This is a genomic window from Arthrobacter sp. D5-1, assembly GCF_017357425.1.
Taxonomy (GTDB): Bacteria; Actinomycetota; Actinomycetes; order Actinomycetales; family Micrococcaceae; genus Arthrobacter.
Genome location: NZ_CP014571.1, coordinates 2,476,355 through 2,495,414, shown reverse-complemented (window position 1 = coordinate 2,495,414; position 19,060 = coordinate 2,476,355). Strand labels below are relative to the sequence as shown.

General features: G+C 62.8%; 15 protein-coding genes. 3 read left to right on the top strand and 12 right to left on the bottom strand.

What is annotated here, in order from left to right; all coding sequences use genetic code 11:
- Positions 1-27: 27 nt before the first annotated feature.
- The 3 genes from rfbB to AYX22_RS24075 all read left to right on the top strand — a co-directional run bounded on the left by rfbB (position 28) and on the right by AYX22_RS24075 (position 5,435).
- Positions 28-1,026: a dTDP-glucose 4,6-dehydratase gene (rfbB, locus tag AYX22_RS11315; RefSeq protein ID WP_207593572.1), complete on the top strand. Its 999-nt coding sequence runs from the start codon at positions 28-30 to the stop codon at positions 1,024-1,026.
- Between the two features lie 3 nt (positions 1,027-1,029).
- Complete coding sequence (locus AYX22_RS11310) at positions 1,030-2,439, top strand: bifunctional dTDP-4-dehydrorhamnose 3,5-epimerase family protein/NAD(P)-dependent oxidoreductase (protein WP_207593571.1); 1,410 nt, start codon at positions 1,030-1,032, stop codon at positions 2,437-2,439.
- A 251-nt stretch (positions 2,440-2,690) separates the two neighbouring features.
- Positions 2,691-5,435, top strand: coding sequence for a WecB/TagA/CpsF family glycosyltransferase (locus AYX22_RS24075; protein WP_242703310.1), 2,745 nt, complete (start codon positions 2,691-2,693; stop codon positions 5,433-5,435).
- On the opposite strand, the gene AYX22_RS11295 is transcribed toward AYX22_RS24075, so the two are convergent.
- The 12 genes from AYX22_RS11295 to AYX22_RS11240 all read right to left on the bottom strand — a co-directional run bounded on the left by AYX22_RS11295 (position 5,436) and on the right by AYX22_RS11240 (position 19,013).
- Entirely contained in the window at positions 5,436-6,776 is a 1,341-nt protein-coding gene (locus tag AYX22_RS11295) for a hypothetical protein (protein WP_242703309.1), read from the bottom strand.
- A 20-nt stretch (positions 6,777-6,796) separates the two neighbouring features.
- The gene (epsE, locus tag AYX22_RS11290; protein ID WP_207593570.1) at positions 6,797-8,032 is read right to left on the bottom strand and encodes an exopolysaccharide biosynthesis GT4 family glycosyltransferase EpsE; all 1,236 of its coding nucleotides are present in this window, start codon (positions 8,030-8,032) and stop codon (positions 6,797-6,799) included.
- A gap of 19 nt (positions 8,033-8,051) precedes the next feature.
- A complete protein-coding gene (locus tag AYX22_RS11285) occupies positions 8,052-8,897 on the bottom strand; it encodes a chain-length determining protein (protein WP_207593569.1) in 846 nt (281 codons plus the stop codon).
- On the bottom strand, positions 8,885-10,267 hold the full coding sequence (locus AYX22_RS11280; RefSeq protein WP_242703308.1) for an O-antigen ligase family protein: 1,383 nt from the start codon (positions 10,265-10,267) through the stop codon (positions 8,885-8,887). The genes AYX22_RS11285 and AYX22_RS11280 overlap by 13 nt, the downstream gene beginning before the upstream one ends.
- A gap of 65 nt (positions 10,268-10,332) precedes the next feature.
- Positions 10,333-11,565, bottom strand: a complete 1,233-nt coding sequence (locus tag AYX22_RS11275) for a glycosyltransferase family 1 protein (protein WP_242703307.1) — start codon at positions 11,563-11,565, stop codon at positions 10,333-10,335.
- A 5-nt stretch (positions 11,566-11,570) separates the two neighbouring features.
- Positions 11,571-12,506, bottom strand: coding sequence for a DUF6492 family protein (locus tag AYX22_RS11270; protein ID WP_242703306.1), 936 nt, complete (start codon positions 12,504-12,506; stop codon positions 11,571-11,573).
- A complete protein-coding gene (locus AYX22_RS11265; RefSeq protein WP_207593566.1) occupies positions 12,503-13,999 on the bottom strand; it encodes an oligosaccharide flippase family protein in 1,497 nt (498 codons plus the stop codon). The genes AYX22_RS11270 and AYX22_RS11265 overlap by 4 nt, the downstream gene beginning before the upstream one ends.
- Positions 13,996-15,069, bottom strand: coding sequence for a glycosyltransferase family A protein (locus AYX22_RS11260; protein ID WP_207593565.1), 1,074 nt, complete (start codon positions 15,067-15,069; stop codon positions 13,996-13,998). Before AYX22_RS11260 ends, AYX22_RS11265 begins: the two co-directional genes overlap by 4 nt.
- Complete coding sequence (locus AYX22_RS11255; RefSeq protein WP_207593564.1) at positions 15,066-15,728, bottom strand: acetyltransferase; 663 nt, start codon at positions 15,726-15,728, stop codon at positions 15,066-15,068. The genes AYX22_RS11260 and AYX22_RS11255 overlap by 4 nt, the downstream gene beginning before the upstream one ends.
- Positions 15,725-16,891, bottom strand: a complete 1,167-nt coding sequence (locus AYX22_RS11250) for a DegT/DnrJ/EryC1/StrS family aminotransferase (RefSeq protein WP_207593563.1) — start codon at positions 16,889-16,891, stop codon at positions 15,725-15,727. The genes AYX22_RS11255 and AYX22_RS11250 overlap by 4 nt, the downstream gene beginning before the upstream one ends.
- Complete coding sequence (locus tag AYX22_RS11245) at positions 16,888-17,907, bottom strand: NAD-dependent epimerase/dehydratase family protein (protein ID WP_207593562.1); 1,020 nt, start codon at positions 17,905-17,907, stop codon at positions 16,888-16,890. The genes AYX22_RS11250 and AYX22_RS11245 overlap by 4 nt, the downstream gene beginning before the upstream one ends.
- A complete protein-coding gene (locus tag AYX22_RS11240; protein ID WP_207593561.1) occupies positions 17,904-19,013 on the bottom strand; it encodes a Gfo/Idh/MocA family oxidoreductase in 1,110 nt (369 codons plus the stop codon). The genes AYX22_RS11245 and AYX22_RS11240 overlap by 4 nt, the downstream gene beginning before the upstream one ends.
- Between the last annotated feature and the right edge of the window lie 47 nt (positions 19,014-19,060).

The following is a 19,060-nucleotide window of genomic DNA, read 5'->3' as shown; positions in this document are numbered from 1 at the left end:
CCCGCCGCGGACGGCTACTCTAGGGCCATGCAGAGAATCCTTGTCACCGGCGGGGCCGGATTCATCGGATGCAACTTTGTCCACTACATCATGGGGCACACAGGCTTCCATGTCACGGTCCTGGATAAATTGACCTATGCAGGCAATATCGAATCACTTGCCGGGTTGCCGCCTGAACGCTTCGAATTTGTCCAGGGTGACATTTGTGATGCCGCAGTGGTGGATCCGCTGACTGCCGCCGCGGATGCCGTGGTGCACTTCGCCGCCGAGTCCCACAATGACAACTCCCTGGAAGAGCCCCGGCCTTTCCTCGACACCAACTTGCTGGGAACATTCACCCTGATCGAAGCCGCGCGAAAGCATGGCACCCGGTTCCATCACATCTCCACGGACGAGGTGTACGGCGACCTTGCCCTGGATGAACCGGGCCGGTTCACCGAAGAATCCGTTTACCGGCCCACCAGCCCCTACTCCGCCACGAAAGCCGGCTCGGACCTGCTGGTGCGGGCATGGGTCAGGTCCTTCGGCCTCAAGGCGACCATCAGCAATTGCTCCAACAACTACGGTCCCTACCAGCACGTTGAAAAGTTCATCCCCCGGCAGATCACCAACATCCTGGAAGGCACGCGGCCGCGCCTCTACGGCAATGGCCGCAACGTGCGCGATTGGATTCACGTCGAAGACCATTCCTCGGCAGTGGTGGCCATTCTTGAGGGTGGCCGAGTGGGCGAAACCTACCTGATTGGAGCCGACGGAGAACGGTCCAACAAGGAGGTGGTGGAAAAGCTGCTGTCCCTCGCCAACCAGCCCAGTGACGCCTACGATCTGGTGACCGACCGTCCAGGCCATGACCTGCGCTACGCCATCGATTCAAGCAAGCTCCGCCGGGAACTTGGGTGGTCGCCCCGGTTTTCGGATTTCGACGGCGGCCTGGCTGCCACCGTTCAGTGGTACCGGGACAACGAAGCCTGGTGGCGGCCCCAGAAAGCCTCAACGGAGTCCAAATACGCCGGCCAGGGCCACTAAGCCGTGGAGCCGGTACAGCAGTTGCGTTCACGCACCACGCCGATCCCCGGGCTGGTGCTTTTCGAGTTGCCGGTTCACGGGGATGACCGGGGATGGTTCAAGGAAAACTGGCATCGCAAGAAGATGCTGGACCTGGGGCTCCCGGACTTCGGGCCGGTGCAAAACAACATCTCCTTCAACACTGCGCGCGGAACCACCCGGGGAATCCATGCCGAACCGTGGGACAAGTTCATTTCGGTTGCCGCAGGGAGGATCTTCGGCGCATGGGTGGACCTGCGCGAAGGGCCCGGCTTCGGCACCATGTTCTGCGCGGAAATGACGGCCAAGGACGCGGTGTACGTTCCCCGTGGTGTTGGAAACGCCTTCCAGACCCTGGCAGACGACACGGCCTACACGTACTTGGTTAATGACCACTGGAGTGCTGAGGCGCAGAAGGACTACACCTTCCTCAATGCAGCCGACGACCACGTAGCCGTTCCCTGGCCCATTCCGTTGGACCGTGCTGTTCTGTCGACCCAGGACAAGGGCCATCCATGCTTGCCGGACGTAAAGCCCATGCAGCCACGGCGAACGCTGGTCCTCGGAGCGGACGGGCAACTGGGCAAGGCCCTGCGGGGGGAGTATGCCGGGGATGCCAGCGTGGACTTCGCCGGCCGGGCAGACTTCGATCTCACATCGTGGGAATCGTATGCGGCACGGGACTGGCGGAAGTACTCCACCATCATCAATGCGGCGGCTTTTACGGGTGTTGACGCCGCCGAAACCGCAGAGGGCCGTGCGGCTGCCTGGGCCATCAACGCAACCGCAGTGGCCCGCTTGGCGAGGACCGCCGTCGAGCATTCACTGACGCTGGTTCATGTTTCCAGCGACTACGTCTTCGACGGAACTGCCGACGTTCACCGGGAGGACGAGAACCCGACGCCCCTGGGGGTCTACGGCCAGAGCAAAGCAGCTGGAGAGACAGCCGTGGCGACGGTCCCGCGGCACTACATCGTGCGGACCAGTTGGGTAGTAGGTGAAGGTCGAAACTTTGTTCGAACCATGGCTGCCCTGGCCGCCCAAGGAGTTTCGCCGTCCGTGGTTGATGACCAATGGGGCAGGCTGAGCTTCGCCGTCGACGTCGCTGCTGCCATCCGTCACCTGGTGGACCATCGGGCCCCGTACGGCACGTACAACGTCAGCAACAGCGGCGAGCGGGCATCCTGGGCCGGCGTAGCCCGGGATGTGTTCCGGCACTGCGGGGCCGATCCCGTCCGGGTGAACCCCGTCAGCACTGCGGACTATGCCAAGCCTGGTACCGCGCCGCGCCCCCGCAGCAGCGTCCTGGACCTGTCGAAGATCCGGGCTGCCGGATTTGACCCGGCTCCAGCGCCCGTGCGCCTGGCGGAGTATTTGGACGGCCTGGAACCCTAGCGGCGTCCGGAAAAAGGGCCTACAGTGGCCGTACGGCAGCCCGCCTGAGGCAGGCCGGGAGACAACTCAAGTGAACACGTTGGAAGGGCAGCCTTGGCTGTCCGCGGCGATCCAGGCAGTGCAGCAGCATGGATCGCCGGCTCAATTGTTGTGTCCTGAGCTGGACCCGGAAGCCTGGAGAGCCGAGCATGCTGCTGCCGAAGATCGCGCCCCGACAAAGCGCACTCCCCCACCCTTCATCAGGCCCGGAGATGAACGGCAGCGCACTGCTGCTGACTCCCCACCGACGCCGGTCCAGGGCGGCCTCCAGCCGGGGCGCCGCCACGACCGTCCACGCCGGCCTGGGTCGCCCCGCGACAGACCAGCCCAGCGCAGGGCAGTCGGTAAACCTGGGCGGTGCCCTGGTGAACCTGATGGACTTCGAGCAGGCCGTGGAGCTCATCATGGACCGCGCACAGTCCGGCGGTGCGAAGCCTTTGGGCGTCTGTTCGGCCAATCTGGACCACCTCCGTCATTTCGGTTCGGGGAGCCGGTGGAACGGCACGTTGGACCAACCTTCACCAGTGGAATGGTTGACTTTGCTGGACGGTGCGCCGTTGGTGGCCGAAGCGGCCAGGGTCACGGGCCGGGCCTGGCCACGGCTGGCCGGCAGTGATGTGGTGGAACCCTTGCTGGACGAGGCCGAGCGCCTGGATCTTCGCGTGGGTTTTCTGGGTGGAAGCCCGCAGGCGCAGGAACTCATCCGGAAGAGGTTTGCCCGGGAACGTCCCGGTTTGACGGTGGCGGGCTGGTGGGCCCCAGAGCGTCCCGTGCTTGTCGATGTGAACGCCTCCAGGCTCTTGGCGGCGGAAATCGCCGGCGCTGCCGTGGACGTCCTGGTGGTGGGTTTGGGAAAGCCCAGGCAGGAGCTCTGGATTGCCGAATATGCTCAGTTGACGGGGGCCAAGGTCCTGTTGGCCTTTGGTGCGGTTGTTGATTTCCTCGCCGGCAGGATCAGGCGCGCTCCGGTGTGGGTGAGCACCCATGGACTGGAATGGGCGTGGCGGCTGATGCTGGAACCGCGACGGTTGGCCCGGCGGTACCTGGTGGACGGCCCAGAGGCATACATGACGTTGCGGCGTCAGAGTGCCGCAAACCCGTCCGATCCGGTAACCGTCTTTGGGGCGGCGGTGCCCTTCAACGCCGTTGAATCCGTCCCGGAGTGCGGGCCCAGCCGTGCTCCGGGACAGTTCGTCGCGGGTGACGTTAAAGCCAACGTCGCCGTGATCGTGGTGACCTATGACAATGCAGATGACGTGGGGCCGTTGGTAGCGGGACTCCGGGCGGAGACCGCCGGACAAACCATCAGGGTTGTTGTGGCTGATAACTCCCCCGACGACAAGACCATGAACGAATTGGCCCGGTTTCCGGATGTCCTGGCGATACGCACGGGTGGGAATCTTGGCTATGCCGGCGGGATCAATGCTGCCATGCGGGTGGCTGGTGACGCGGACGCCTATCTCATCCTCAACCCGGACCTGCGGGTGGAGCCGGGGGCGATCGCGGCCATGCGGCGACGGATGGCAGTGTCAGGGGCAGGCATGGTGGTGCCGGTCCTGCTGGACGACGACGGCAGCGTTTATCCATCACTGAGGTGGGAGCCGGGGGTCCTGCGAGCGCTGGGTGACGCGGCTTTGGGCGGGCACCTTCAGGGCAGGCCGGGTTGGTTGTCTGAGATGGACTTTGATCCGGAGAGTTACGTGTATGCGCACCGGGTTGATTGGGCGACGGGTGCGGCGCTCTTGATCAGCGCGGCTGCTGTGAGTGAGGTGGGCAGCTGGGATGAGCAGTTCTTCCTGTACTCCGAGGAGACAGACTTTTGCCGACGGGTACGAGCCGCGGGCCTTTCCATCTGGTTTGAGCCCTTGGCGCGGATGTGGCATGAACGTGGGGGGTCGGGTACATCGCCACAGTTGACCGCGCTGATGTCCGTGAACCGTTTGCGCTATGCGGCTAAGTATCACGGCCGGGGCACTGTGGCAGCGCTCACTGCCGTGGTCATGGCTGCGGAGCTTGTCCGGCTCCATAAGCCGGGGCATCGTCAGGCTGCCCTTGCCGTGGTTGACCGCAGGCGGTGGGATGCGCTGCCGCACGCTACCCGCGGAGCGCTTTCCAAGGTGACGGGCGCGGTGCCACCATCGGGCGCTGTGATCATCCCGGCACACAATGAAGAAGCGGTCATTGCCAGGACTCTGGAATCGTTGCAGGGTGTCATGGCCTGGGGCAGTGTTGAGGTCATTGTTGCGTGCAATGGCTGTACGGATGGTACGGAAGCCATCGCGTCCGGGTTTGAAGACGTGCGGGTCCTGCGAGTGGATGCTGCTTCCAAGACCTCGGCGTTGAACGCCGCAGACCAGGCTGCGGTGCGTTGGCCCCGTCTTTATCTTGATGCGGACATTGAAGTCAGTGCGGATGCCGTCCATGCGGTCCTGAAGGCTCTTTCGGACGGCCCGTTGCTGGCGGCCCGTCCGGCGTTCCGCTACAACACTGATGGTGCCTCTGCATTGGTTAGGTCCTATTACCGGGCGAGGGGCCGGATTCCTTCCACCGCGCAGGGCCTTTGGGGTGCGGGGGTCTATGCGCTCAGTAAGGCCGGGCACGATCGGCTCGGAGTCTTTCCATCGCTGACAGGTGATGACTATTACGTTGACCGGCTCTTCAGCGGAGAGGAGAAAGCCGTGCTGCCTACTGAGCCTGTGGTGGTTCGGACGCCTCGGACCTGGGTCGCCTTGCTGGCTGTTCTTCGTCGGAGCTATCGCGGCAATGCGCAGCAGGACAGGATGGGGGCGGAAGCTGCAACGTCACGGACTGTCCGGGAATTGTTGTCCTCCGTGAGAGGGCCATTCTCCGCAGTTGACGCAGCTGTTTATGCCGCCTTCGCCGCTGGTGGTCGCCGTCGTCCGCTCCGGGGAGGAGAGCCTGCATTTGCCTGGGAGCGGGACGACAGCAGCCGTTAGTCAAAAGCCGCAGCTTCCCCCGCCTTCCATGCGGTAGAGGTGAACGGCGTTTCCGTCAGCGAATGTGTCCGTGAAGGTGCCGTCCACCACCGGAATAGTCCGGTTTTCGTCAAGTACGACGGCGGTACTGCCGCCACACCGGACCTTGAAGCTGGCCTCGCCACCCGCCTTCTTGTTCGCTCCGGCGAAGACGTAGGCCTTTCCGTCATGGAGTTTGGTGGTGAAGTCTACGGGCCCGGTTGCTGTGGTGGCATTGTCGAGGAACGGTGCGTTGAGAACCGGAGCAAGACCCGTGATTTGCCTGTTCACGGCGGTGAGGGTGGGAACGATATCCTTCCCACAGTCCCTGATGACGTGCTGGGTGAGGCATACCCCGCCAAAGTTGTGGTTGAAATAGATGATCCCCCGGGCGCCGTGAATGAGGCTGCTCCACACGGCGGCGCGGAGTTCGGGACCGGTAATGGTGGAGGTGTTGGGGACGTCGCCGGATGGATGACCGTTCTCTACGAACGCCCAGACGGGAATTCTGGTGGCCGGGTCCTGCAGATTCCTTAGCCTGTCAATGGTCCAGCCGTAGTTGGCAGCCAGCCGGCATTCCTCCTTTGTCAGGTCCCTTGTGTAGCCTACGATGGCGCCGCCCTCGCCTTGGCCGCAAATGTTGGGATCGGTGAACCAGTAGTTATCTGCGGACACCACATCCTGAAGGCCTGCGAAGAATTCGCGAGCTTCCTCGTCCGATTCCCAGAAGGTTACGCCCTTGCCATAGTTGGAGTAGAGCAGTGCACCTTGTGGGGCCACCGCCCGGCGGTCCTTCTGGATGGTGTACCCGCACGGAGTTCCCTCGGGGGAACAGGGAGGGCCCTCGCCGGGATAATTGCCCGTCCAAGTCGCATTTCCGGGGCCTGCCCACATGTCCACCTCGTCGCTCAGGGTGAATCCGGCCGCGGCTTCATGGACGAAGGCGGGCAGGGCGTACATTCCCGAATCGTGGATCAGTTGGACGTCTGAGTTGGCGGTCAATTCCACATAGGTGTTGAGTCCCGCCGCGGCGTCCATAGCGACATTCCCCTTGTCGAGGACACTTTCCAGCCACACTCCAATAGGAAAGAAAGTGGGCTCGGCCGGGAGACTGTTCCTGAACCTGGCATAGTAGTCCGCTCCCCCGTCAACAGTCCGGAGGGTGACCGCCGTCGTGTTCGGTCCAGTTGCGGCCCCAGTTGCGGGTTGCGACACCGGCTCCCGCTGTCCGGCAGTCGGTGCCAGCCCGTTGGCTGCTGCCACGCCAATCAATGCCACGGCGAGCGCAGCGCCGGTCCACAGTCCCACGGTTTTTGCACTCACGGTATCTCCTGGTGTTTTTGTCAGTTCGGACAAGACATGAGTTCGGACAGGGCAGAAGCGCTTTGGCGAACGTCAAAAGTGGATTCGAGCCTGATTCTGCCGTGGGCGCCCATCTCGGCGGCTTGGGCCGGGTTTCGCAGAATGTCGACCATTGCGGTGGCCAGCTTTGCCGGTTCTCGAGGTTGCACCAGGAGGCCGCTGTGGCCCTCTGTGACGAGTTGGGGAACTCCGCCGGCAGCGGTAGCGACTACCGGGACACCCATGGCCATGGCTTCCATGATGGCGACTCCCAGTGGTTCCTGGAGACTGGCCAGGGCAAAGAGGTGTGTCCGCTCCAGTTCCACGCGGACCCGGTCTTCGGGGATTGCGCCGAGCAGTGTCACGCGGCGTGTCAGTCCCAAGTCGGTAATGGCTTGTTGCAGGACCGTTCGGTAGCCCCTGCCGCCGTGTTCGTCTTCACCTGCGATGGTCAGGGCGGCATCCACCCCGGAGTCAACAACTCTCCGCAGGGCTCTGAGTAAGTCCATGTGACCCTTGCTGGGATTGAGCCGTCCGCAGCTGAAGATTTGGGCCTGGGTGCCTTGGGTCCATGGCTTGTAGGGGGTGAGGCGGGTGAACGCGGAGAGTTCGACGCCCATGGGGGCAACCTTCACGGTGGTGGGCAGGCTCCCGTTGAGGTGCTCCTGTGCTTCGGCAAGGAGTTGTTCTGTGATGATGATGGCAAACTCGGCGTTGCGCCATTTTTCGCTTTGGTTTGGTCCATAGTCGCTGAGGGGGCCGTGGAGGGTCAGGCTGTAGGGAATGCCTGAGAGTACGTGGGCGAAGAGCGCAACCTGGGCTGCGTCTGCGCAGGAGTGGACGTGGATGTGAGTCCACCCTCTGGTTCGTGCATGCCTGGCCAGCGCGGCTCCGGCCAGGAACAGGGCGGCCTTCCGTGGAAGGTCTTGGATCAGTTTCCTTGGAGGGAGGGGACTGCCTTTCAGGCCGGAGGCTGCTCGAAGCTCATCAAGGTGCCGCAGTCCGGAGAGCGCGGTCAAGGCAGTACCTGCAATCTGTGGCGCGTCCGGTGGTACGAGGTAGTGGATTTCCGGTATACGCCCGTGCGTCCATGTAGGTATGGGGCCGGACTGTCCTGGATGGCGTGTGGAGACTGGTTCTGGCTGGTGTCCGAGCTCAGTCAGTGCTTTCAGTTCACGCCAGAAGAAGGCATGTGTTTGACCCGGGAATTCCGGCACCAGGTACCCAAACCGGTTCATGGCCGCACCTTTCCTGAGCCTAACGGCTGTTGGTTGGCTGAACAGCCGGTGGGCTGGTGACCCTCTTGTTGTCCTGGTTTTGTCGACGGGTATCGCCTCCAAGAAGGACTTCCACGGGTGGTAACGAGGTCTTGTTGACCGTTAGGCCTGCGCCGGGAAGGTCCAGGCTTGACGGTTTGGTTTCGCGTTCCATCGGTGACCCTCGTTTGCCGGACGTGGTCTTTTTGGGTTTTCCTCGCTTCCGGGTTGTCTCGACGGCACGGGCCAGGGAGACCGCGCCAAGGGTGAGGACGAGTCCGGCCACCACAACGACGATCACGGACCTTAGCCTGCTGGAGAACTGCTCCGTGGCTTTGTCGGGCGAGGCTACCGCCAGCGCGGTGAAAAGATACCTGTCGGAGGCTCCGTTAATCGTTTGAATGGTCCGAAGGTCCTCTTCCAGGCGCTCCCCCAGTGCTTTGGCAGTGGCAATGGCCTGTGACTTGTCGTCCGAGATGCCGGAGATGTCAATGAGGAACGCATCGGAGGGACGCTCTACTTTGTAGTCGGTGCTGAGCCCTTGTTCCGCAAGGATGTCGCCAGTGGCAACGTCGTTCAGGCGGGTCACGGCAACTTGGGCTACAAGGGACGAGTCGGCAGACCGCAGGTAGGGGTTATCCGGATTGAGCAGACCCAAGGCAGGATCTTTTTCAATTTGCTCCGCTGTAGGGGTCTGCGGGTTGACGATTGCATAGGTGGTCCGGGCCTCATAGGTTCGTGGAGCGAAAGAGAACATGTACACAGCGGCCACCGCCGTCAGCAGCAGAACGGGCACTACGAATACCTTGTAACGCCAAAGGGTTTTGAGAACGGCTACGGGGTCCATGTTCCCTCCTTGGGGACTAGTGGCGTGGTGCTTTGGGTCGGCCCGGATGGTTGTTCGGCAGAGGTACGCACTTTTTGAAGTTCGAGTTCCCGCCGGACCATGATCCAGGCCCCTCCGGACAATCCGACGATGAAGGGGTAGGTGAGTGCGAACACCGGGAAGGACATGGAGTCGAAGGTGAGCGAGCAGATAGCGGCAACAATTCCTGCTGCGGCTGCGGCGCCTGCCAGGCAGCGCAGGGGTGCAAGGCGGGAAGCGCGAGCCGCGAGGAGTGTCGTCAGGCCGGGGAACGTCAGGTAGGCAATCAACCCGACCAGCCCGACCAAACCTATGGTGACCGTTGCGTTCAGGTACTGGTTGTCAAGGATGTGGATCGCGTTGCTTGGCATGTAATTGCCCGGGCCAACTCCAAAGAACGGATGTTCTTCCACCATGGCTGCCACACGGGGGTAGTTGTTGGTCCGCGTGGTAATCGAAGGATCGCTTTCCCCGGCAGTCAAAGACGCAGTGAGGGTCCCGATCAGGCCCGGCACTCCGAGGAACAGTGCGGCCACGGTGACGGGAGCTGCGACGTAGGCCCATTGCCTGGCCAGACGGGGAAGGAAGGGCAGAAAGACGGCCATGCCCGCCAAGAGGCCAAGGATGCCTGAGCGGGAAACCGTGGAGGCGATGGCGAAGACCAACAGCGCCGTGATGGTCCAATGGACCCACTTTCTGCCTTTAGGGTCGTAGAGGCTCCGCCAGATGGAGAGGGGAAGAAGCATTGCACAGATCACAGCCATCTCGATGGAATGAAAAGTGCTCCCTGAGACGCGCATCAACGACCCGCGTATCTGGAACGTTGTATTTCCCCCGTTATTGGTGAAGCCCGGCATTGCCAATTGCAACCACTGCATGGGATCAATTCGGAAGAAAAATTGAACGGCGGCAACAAGGCAGCAGAAGGCCGCACCGGCCAACAAGGCACGGGTCAGTTCCATGGCAGTGTTGAGCGTCCTCACGGCCTCCGCGGTAACGAGGATGATGCCTGCACTGGCCAGCAGGAGAATCAGCCACCTGTCAGCTGCAGCGCGTGCAGGACTTTCACTTCCCCCGGTGTAGCCGGAATACATGGCCGCATAGGAAGCGCACGTTCCCACCCAGAGGAGAACGAAGCCCATGCGGCCGGGGTGCCTGGTATCCAACGGGTTGGTCAACCCAAAGAGGGCGGAACACAGCCAAACAGCCAACAGCAGCAATGCAAAAATCAGAGGCAATGTACCCACCGCGCCCAGCGGTTTCAGCACCATATTGGAGGGAAAGAAGAAGATTCCGAAAGCGGCAAACTTCAAAAGCAAGGGCACCCGGGGGCTGGCTGATCGGTCGCTCACGGTGAGGTCGTCCAGCTCTGGAATTTGCGCCGGTTGCCGAAGGCCAAGGAAACTACGCGCACCACTCATGACAGCCTCGGACTTCCTGGTTCTTTGGCACAGACGGATTCGAGCACTGCGGCAAAGCATTCCCGTGAGGCTGACCAGTCCAGTCGCTGACGTTGCGCGATCCTTGCCGCACGCCCGGAGATATCAGGGGCCTCAACCGCTTCTGCGAGCGTTTCGGCAAGCCGGCGTGGGATGGCGGGTGACCACAGGACGTCCGGGTCGCTCAAGACCTGTGCAGCGAAGGGCGACTCATTCAGTACGGGCACGTTGCCGGCAGCCAACAGTTCTTCCGGGACGAGGGAGATGTTGGTGAAAGAGATGGCAAGCCCCGTGATGGTGCGGTTATAGAGCTCATTCAAAGCGGCAGGACTGAGATTGCCGTGGTTGTGCACGGGAATGGACCAGCCGCTGATCCTGTCGCCGTAGACGTGTATTTCCTGCTCCGGATGCATAGCGTGGAATTGCTCCAAGGCCAGTTTGGCAAGGAGGTAACCGCGTCGATCCACCGCCCGCTTCGCGTAGTAGACCACTCCTTGGCGGGTATTCTTTCCGTTTTTCGTCTCCAGCAGGCGGTAGGTCGCGGTGTCGCAGGCGAAGGGTACTGAAGCGGCGGGCTCCTGGCCTGTTTCTGCCTTCATCACAGCGGTGATCATCTCTCCGAGTCCGATGTTGGTGAACCCCAGGCGGTAGCTGTTCTCTGCGAGCCAATACAGGGTGCCCCGGGGGTAAAAGTATGGCTCGTAGTCCTGGATGAAGTAGAAGCTGTGAATGTCCGGGCCCCGCCGGGCCGCGGCCGCGTACGCGGTTGGCCACGAACTGGCAACCACGGCGTCCATTCCCTCGAACCCCTCGGTAACACTTCTCACGTGGGCATCGAGATCCGGCCAAAATTGCCTGATGGTGGAAGTGTGCCGGGAAACGTCATCGCTGTTGCGGTCGTAGAGGAAAAGCGTGCACCGGTGCCCGCGGTCCGCCATGCCCTGAACCATGCGGAAGAAGGTGGTATGTCCGCCTGAGCCGGGTCCAGGAGGTGTGCAGACCCACCCGACATCCAGGCTCCCCCTTCTGGGGCGGGGGTTGCCTGCGGCGCATAAAACATCAAAATCTACGATGTCCTCAGGCCGAACCGGCAGCGTGGGCTCGGTGAAAGCCAGGTTTTCCAGTGCTTTGCCAGCAGTCCTCTGCAGCACTTTAGCGGCAACCGAACCCCAGCCATCCTTGCGGGCTTGGCCCAGAATTCGTCCCAGCACGTTGATCACTGGATATCACCCCGTTCTGAACCTGGGGCCGTCTGCCGGAACGACCTTAAGGCACGCCTGCGCACATCCAGTGGTATGCCGGCCTTGGCGGAGAGCATCACAACATGTTTGCCGGGGGCCGCCCCGTGGAGCAGCCGTTCGATGTCCGCTTGGTCCAAGGGCACCTCGTCGGAGTGGACAATTCCGCACATCTCACTGATGCTGGCGGCAGGGCCGCCGGTGACTTCGTCCACATACAGGCCGTACAGCATCATCTCGGAGAAATGCAGCTCCGCTCCGACAGCTGTGTGCCAGTCTCGGCCGGTAACGTTCTGGATGTGCTGGAGCAGGTTTCTTACCACGGCCGGTTCCCAAAGGCACGGCCAGCAGATGTAGTCAGCCAGGTCACCTTCGGGAGGAGACGGCAGCCCCAGGAGCCGACGGCCTGAAACGTGCCACTGCCTGTGCCCGGGAAGGGACGCATCAACAGCCCCTGGTGCGCGGTAAAGGGCGATCCTGCCGTCCTTGCGGAACGTATCAAGGTTGGTATCGCGGATGAGCAGGCTGTCGGAGTCAAGGAGCAAGGCGCCGTCAACATGGAGTGCTGCAACCACGGCGAGTTTAAGTATCTGTTGTGCGATCCAGCCACGAACCGGCGGCCACGGATGGGCTGCATTGATCCAGACGTTGAATCGCGAAAGCCTGATAAACGAAGACGGCAGGAATTCGCTGGCTGCGTGCACCTCTGTCCTGGGCCCTCGGAGGACAGCGAAGACCCCCAAGTCCCGATCCGGGACGATGATGTGATGGACCACGCCGGGGCCGGTCATTTCGAGGACCGACCGGTTAAGGTCAATGCACAACTCACGATCGGGCGCATAGCTTGGTGTGACCACCGCAAGGTCGCTGCCCGGTGAGGAACTGGCACCATTCACTGGCAGGTTTACCATCATGATTCCCCCGTATCAGTATGTCCGCCCGCAGGAAGGGAAGTCCTCTCACGGAGCAGCCCCCGCAAAGTTTGCACCAGCAGCCTCCCCCGCCGGTACGTCAACGCTACGTACACCGCTCCACCCAGGAAGCCCCCCAGCAGAAGTGCCTTCAAAGGCTCCGTCACGCTGACGCTCGCAAGCCACGCCGTTGATCCGGCGATTATGGCGGCCGCGAGTGGGACAAGACTTCCACGCACCAATTCCCAGGCGCCAACAGCCAGCACGGATTTGAGCGCCACTACATACAAAGGGATGACCACCAAACAGGCCACTGCAGCATGCGCGATTCCCGCCCCGGCAATCCCCCACCATTGAATCCCAACGATGAGTGCCGGAGTGAGGCTCACCAGCCAAGCCACCTGCAACCAGAACAGCCACACAGTACGACCGGCGCCCACGCACAGGTCAGCGAAGACTTCCACCAAGATCCGAGTAGCGCCGAAGACTCCCAGTGTTGCCAGCGCTATCCCGGCCGGCGCCCATGCGTCTCCATAGGCCACCACTATCAAAGGGTGCGAAAGAGCTATCACCATGGCCGAGATCGGGAATGCGCAGTAGGAAGTACCGGCCACAAACCTGCCCGCCACCGCCCCCAGGGTGCCCTCCGCGAACAGTCGGCCAAAGATCGGCACCGCAGTGGCCCGGATGACCGCAGTGATCACCGAACTGGGCAGCCCGGCCAGGTTGAACGCCAGGAGGTACAGGCCCAATGCCGTCGGATCAAGCATCCGGCCTATCAGGAGATAGTCCACGTTCAAGGTCACGAACACCACCAGGTTGGCCATGGCCAACGGCATTCCCAGACGCAGGATCTCCGCGGCCACCGTCCGGTCAAAGCCCGGGGCGTACCGCTTGGGAGTGATGATCCAATAGCCGGCCAGGGCCACCAACTGTCCACCCACCCTGGACCAGGCGAGCGCCATCGCTCCCCAGCCGTCCAATGCCATCGGCACCACCAGTACCAGCACGGTGACCAGGCTGCAGAGGTCGACGACGACCCTCGGCTTTTGCAGGAACTCCCGCCACACCATGGTGGAAGGGACGGCACCGGCTCCCTGGAGGAGGATGGTGAGCGAGAGCACCTGGATCACTGGCGTCGCGGCGGGGTCATCAAACGCTGTCGCCAAGGCAGGTGCAAGGGTGATTGCTGCCGCCGTCATGACTCCGCTGGTGAGCAGTGCTATGGAGAAGACGGTGGGGGCGATCTTGTCCGGATCCCCGGTGCCGCGTGCCAAGGCTGCGGTCGCACCGAGCTCGGCCATGTTGGTGGCGATGGTCTGCACCACTATGGCTACGGCGAGCGCGCCGAAGTGCTCCGGGGCAATCATCCTGGCCACGATGATGGTGGTGGCAAACTGGACGATCCTGCCCAAGGCCATGTTGACACCGCCCCACAGCGTGGCGCTCGCAGCCAGGTTGCCCAGTGTGCGGTCTTGGCCGCTGACGGCGGTCATGAGATTCCCGTCATGGCCCATATCCTCCAACGGACCCGGTCCAGCTGGCTCCGCACAAAAGCAGCGGCGAGCCTTTCTGCCCTTGGTTTCCGGCCGCGGGCTGCCCGGGCGATCCTGGCTTGCAACGCGTTGGCCCGGTGGATGTTTCCGGGAACCTCGTGCAGGCCCTCGATGAATTTCCGAAGCTCGACTGCGGCCTCCACCGATCCGCCCTGGTTGATTTCCCTGAACCCCAGCTGCGCGGCTTCCTTGCTGAGGGCGCACTTGGCCCGCTGCACCTGCCGTGCCCGGATCTTCGGATTGCCCGGAAACCGGGAGTCTTCAAGGACCCGGAAAGCCTCCAGACGGTGCTTCAGGTCCACAGCGGCCGCTGCGAACTCCGTCTGATGCATGTTGGCCCCATGGACCCGGTAGAACGCCTGCACCGGCCCGTTGATCCTGCCCACATCCCAGGAGCCTGCTGCCCTAAGCCAGTACTCCAGGTCCCCGGAGTGCGGCAGCGTGGTGCTGTAAGCACCCACGCTGAGCATTGCCGCGGTCCTCATGACCACCTCGGGTGAGAGGATGAAGTTCCTCCCGCGGGCGCACGCCAGGGAAATCCATGCCCGGCCTTCCCACACAGTCCATGTGCTGTGGTCATGGGAGGAAGGGGCAGGAGGCTTGTCAGTGAAGTCCCGGGGCAGGCCGTACACCATTCCCACCCGGGGGTTGGCTTCCATCAGCGCGGCAGCCCGGGCCAACGCACCGGGGGCTATGACATCATCTGCGGACAGAAGCGTTACGTACCGGCCCCGCGCCCTGGAGAGTCCGTCGTTGTAGGTGGCAATGTGCCCCTTGTTGCTGTCGTGGAGGACAACGCTGATCCGTGGATCCTCGGAGGCCAGCCGCCAGGCCACGGCGGCGCTGCCATCCGTGGACCCATCATCGACCACGATGACCTCAACGTCCACGCCCTCCTGCGTCAAAGCGCTGGCAACAGCCTCAGGCAGGAAGTGTCCGTAGTTGTAGCACGGCACTACCACCGAAACACTCACCGGGTGCCGGAGGGGAACGGGACGCATCAGTTTCATTGGATGCCCTCCAGCGCAGGGGAATTTCCCCGCTTGATCACCCGTGCCGGGACCCCGGCCCAGGTTTCCTCTGCCGGTACGTCCGTGAGGACCGCCGCGCCCATCCCGATCGTGGCATTTGCGCCGATGGACGTGCGCTCGCGGACACTGGCATTCATCCCGACATAGGCGGCACGCCCGATATGAACGTTGCCCCCGAGCGAAACCCCTGAGGCGAAAGTCGCAAAGTCACTGATGTCGTCGTCGTGGGTGAAGGTCACGCCGGGCATGGCTACTACGTGGTTGCCGATCGTCACGGACGCTGTCATGCTCACGTGGGCTAGGAGGATGCTGCCCCTGCCGATCATGCAGCCTTCGGGGACCTGCACGGAGGGGTCTATGGCCGTGGCATATCGGCCTTCATCCAGTCCCAGGGTCCTGAGCCGCATGACGACGGCTTCCCGCCCCGATCCTGATCCGATGCACACCAGCAACAATGCATGGGGGAAATTCAGGGCATCCCGGATGGGGCCCAGGACGTGGGCGCCGTCCACCACCCGACCGAGTTTGTCTTCGTCGTCGTCGAGGATCCCGATGACGTCAAAGGGCCCGTTGCTGCGGACCATGGCCAGGACCTCCCTGGCCAGGCCGCTGGCTGCTATGAGGAGAAGTTCACTCATGTCAGTCGACCTGCTGCCCGATACACGGAATCGATGACCCGGACCTGATCGTGCAGGGAAAGCTGGTGGTACAGGGGCAGGATGAGGGTGTGGTCAGTCAGCCATTCAGTGGCATCCAGGGCTGCCTTCCCGGTGTCTTTGCCGGCGTAGGCCGGTTGGCGGTGGGCTGCCATGATGCCCCGCCGCGCAGAAATTCCATCCTCGGCCAAAACAGACATCAACCCGTCGCGTTCCAGGGGAAACCCTGGCCCGACTTCAAGCCAGCAGGACTGGAAGTTGCTGATTCCATAGTCCGGGTCGCTGACCAGGCGCAAGCCCTCGATTTCTGCGAAAGCGTCCGCGTAGGTAGCTGCCAGTTTCCGCCGCCGCTGGATGACCTCCCGGAGCCGGCCCAGTTGGACGATTCCGACGGCGGCCTGAAGATCAGTCATGCGGTAGTTGAACCCGATTTCGAGGTACTCCTCCTGGGGCGCGAGAATGCTGGCGTGCCGGTCGGCGGCAGAGACGCTCATGGCGTGTTCACGGAGGCGCCTTGATGTATCAGCAAAGTCCTGCCGCGAGGTGGACAGCATGCCGCCTTCCCCGGTGGTGAGGATCTTGCGTGGGTGGAAGGACCAGGCGGCGACTTCCGCTCCGGCCCCCACAGCCCGGCCGTGGTAGCGGGAACCGATGGCGCAGGCAGCATCTTCCACCACGGTGATGCCCAGCGGATCGCACATCGCCCGGATGGGAGCCAGATCAACGGGCACTCCGCCCTGGTCCACGGCGATGACTGCCTTGGTGGCCGGAGTCAGGGCGGCACGCAGTGTCTCTGCAGTGACACAACCGGTTGTGACGTCAACGTCGGCGAACACCGGACGAGCCCCCACGTACGTTGCTGCGTTGGCTGTGGCAATGAACGAGAACGACGGGACTACTACGTCATCGCCCGGGCCCACGCCGGCCACCACAAGGGCCAGATGCAGGGCTGTAGTGCAGTTGGAGGTCGCGACGGCGAAGCCTGCCTGTTGCAGCAGGCAGAAAGCCTCTTCGAACTGGCGGACTTTGGGACCTTGTGCCACCCACCCGGAGGCGATCACCTCGGCCACTGCCTGGGCCTCGTCCTCGCCCAGCCACGGCTTCATGACGTCGATGCGTGCCAGGTGGAGACCGGAGGCGGTCATCTCGCACCAGCTACCGGAGCGTCAGGTCGGGTGGTGGTGCGTGCTGCGGCAATCTCTTCACGCAGTGGCCGCCACCAGGCAACCAGCGAGCGCAGTCCATCTTCCAAGCCGACGGCAGCCTCGAACCCGAGGTCCTCCCGCGCGGCCGAGGTATCGGCCAGGCGGCGCGCCACGCCGTTGACGGCTCTTTCCGGTCCGTGCTCAAGGTGCAGCGGTGACTCCATGACGTCCAGCAGCGTTTGGGCCAGCCCGGCGAGGCTGGTTTCGGTCCCGCTGGCCACGTTGTAGACACCATCGGTGACGTCACTGACTGCTGCCAGGACGTTGGCCCGGGCCACATCGGCGGTATGGATGAAATCCATGGTTTGCTGACCGCTGCCGAAGATCAGTGGCGGACGGCCATCGACGATCCGCTCCATCCAACGGACCAGCACCTCGGTGTACAGCCCGTGGACGTCCATCCGCGGACCATAAACGTTGAAATACCTCAAGGCCACGTAGTTCAGGCCGGTCATCGCCCGGAAGCTCCTCGCCATTCCCTCGTTGAAGGACTTGGCTGCGCCGTAGAACGTGTCGTTGTTGTGATGGTGGTGGCGTTCGGTGGTGGGGAATTCTTCGGCCATGCCGTACACAGAAGCGCTGGAGGCCAGGATGAGCTTTTCCACGGCGTGTTGGGCGGTGGCCTCGATCACGTTGAACGTTCCGTCCACCAGCACTTCGAGTGCCAACCGTGGTTCCTCGGCGCATTGGGTGATGCGGATGGCGGCCTGGTGGAACACCAGGTCCTTGCCCCGGGTGAGGTCATGCACCAGGTCGCGGTCCCGCAGGTCACCTTCCACCAGGTCCACCCGTTCACTGGCCAATGCGGCGTCCAGGTTTGCCATGCGTCCCCGCACCAGGTTATCCAGGACGTCCACGTGCGCGGCACCGGCGTCGAGCAGTTGGTCAACCAGCGTGGACCCTATGGTTCCGGCGCCACCGGTGACCAGGACGTTGGCGCCGAGGAGCCTTTTCACCGTGCAACCTGGAGATTGACCTCGTTGCCGGCCACCACTGTGGACTGCCCGTCGGTGCTCAGGCTTTGGGTGACGGCCTCCAGGACAGACAGGACGCGGAGCCCGGACTCTCCACTGGTACGGGGCATGGTGTGGTTACGGATGGACGCAGCGAGTTCGGCCACCACCTGGCCCAAGGGCTCGCGCTCCTGCAGTGCAGGCGACCACGTGTCGCCGAGGCGGTAGGAAATGGCGGAGGTCCGTTTGTCCGCCGCTGACCGGGGCTGGTGTTCAAGGCTGACCCCACGGTCGTAGACACTGAGGCGTTGTTGCGGGTTCAGGTCATCCCACACGAGGGTCCTCTTCGATCCCCCGATGATCATCTGCCGGATCTTGGTGGGGCTGAGCCAGTTCACGTGGATGTGCACCATGGCGTCGTTGGGAAGGCCAAACGTTAAATGTCCCACGCAGTCACGGCCGGTACCCAGCGGATCTGCCCCATGGGCCGCGATCTCTGTGGGGTGCAGGCCGCCCGGCAGGACGAAGTCAAGGATGGAAAGGTCATGGGGAGCCAGGTCCCAGAAAACGTCGACGTCCGGTTGGACCAGGCCCAGGTTGATACGGACCGAGTCGACGTAGAGGATATCGCCCAACGCCCCGGTGGCTACAAGCTCCTGGATCTTCAAGACTGCCGGGGTGAAGCAGTAGGTATGGTCCGCCATCAGCACCAAACCCCTGGCTTTGGCTTCTTCCACCATCTCCAGGCCTTTTGCCCGGCTGTCCGCCAAGGGTTTTTCCACCAGCACATGCTTCCCGGCGCGCAGCGCCGTCATCACCACTCCGTGATGGGTGTGTGCCGGTGTCGCCACCGCAACGGCATCAAGGTTGTATGTGTCCAGCAGTTCGTCCAAGGACTCGACGACGGCCACGCCACCTACCGTTTCGGCAAGCCTGAGCCCGCGTTCTACGTCCAGGTCGCAAATGGCCACCAGGTCCCAGTCAGGGCTGGCTTTAAGGTTCCTGGCGAGATTGGGACCCCAATAGCCTGCCCCGACGACTGCAATCTGAAGCTTGGGCCGCACTGCGTGGCCATTCAGTTGTCCCGATGGAATTGTTCGTATGCTCATTTCCCACTCGACTTCTGTGTTGAAAGCGCGGTTCTTATCAGGTACTT

What these genes read in the sequence shown, in the direction of transcription:
- AYX22_RS11265 (WP_207593566.1), bottom strand. Translation starts at nt 13,999, where the DNA reads ATGACCGCCGTCAGCGGCCAAGACCGCACACTGGGCAACCTGGCTGCG.
- AYX22_RS11240 (WP_207593561.1), bottom strand. Translation starts at nt 19,013, where the DNA reads ATGAGCATACGAACAATTCCATCGGGACAACTGAATGGCCACGCAGTG.
- AYX22_RS11260 (WP_207593565.1), bottom strand. Translation starts at nt 15,069, where the DNA reads ATGAAACTGATGCGTCCCGTTCCCCTCCGGCACCCGGTGAGTGTTTCG.
- epsE (WP_207593570.1), bottom strand. Translation starts at nt 8,032, where the DNA reads ATGAACCGGTTTGGGTACCTGGTGCCGGAATTCCCGGGTCAAACACAT.
- AYX22_RS11255 (WP_207593564.1), bottom strand. Translation starts at nt 15,728, where the DNA reads ATGAGTGAACTTCTCCTCATAGCAGCCAGCGGCCTGGCCAGGGAGGTC.
- AYX22_RS11285 (WP_207593569.1), bottom strand. Translation starts at nt 8,897, where the DNA reads ATGGACCCCGTAGCCGTTCTCAAAACCCTTTGGCGTTACAAGGTATTC.
- AYX22_RS11250 (WP_207593563.1), bottom strand. Translation starts at nt 16,891, where the DNA reads ATGACCGCCTCCGGTCTCCACCTGGCACGCATCGACGTCATGAAGCCG.
- rfbB (WP_207593572.1), top strand. Translation starts at nt 28, where the DNA reads ATGCAGAGAATCCTTGTCACCGGCGGGGCCGGATTCATCGGATGCAAC.
- AYX22_RS11270 (WP_242703306.1), bottom strand. Translation starts at nt 12,506, where the DNA reads ATGATGGTAAACCTGCCAGTGAATGGTGCCAGTTCCTCACCGGGCAGC.
- AYX22_RS24075 (WP_242703310.1), top strand. Translation starts at nt 2,691, where the DNA reads ATGAACGGCAGCGCACTGCTGCTGACTCCCCACCGACGCCGGTCCAGG.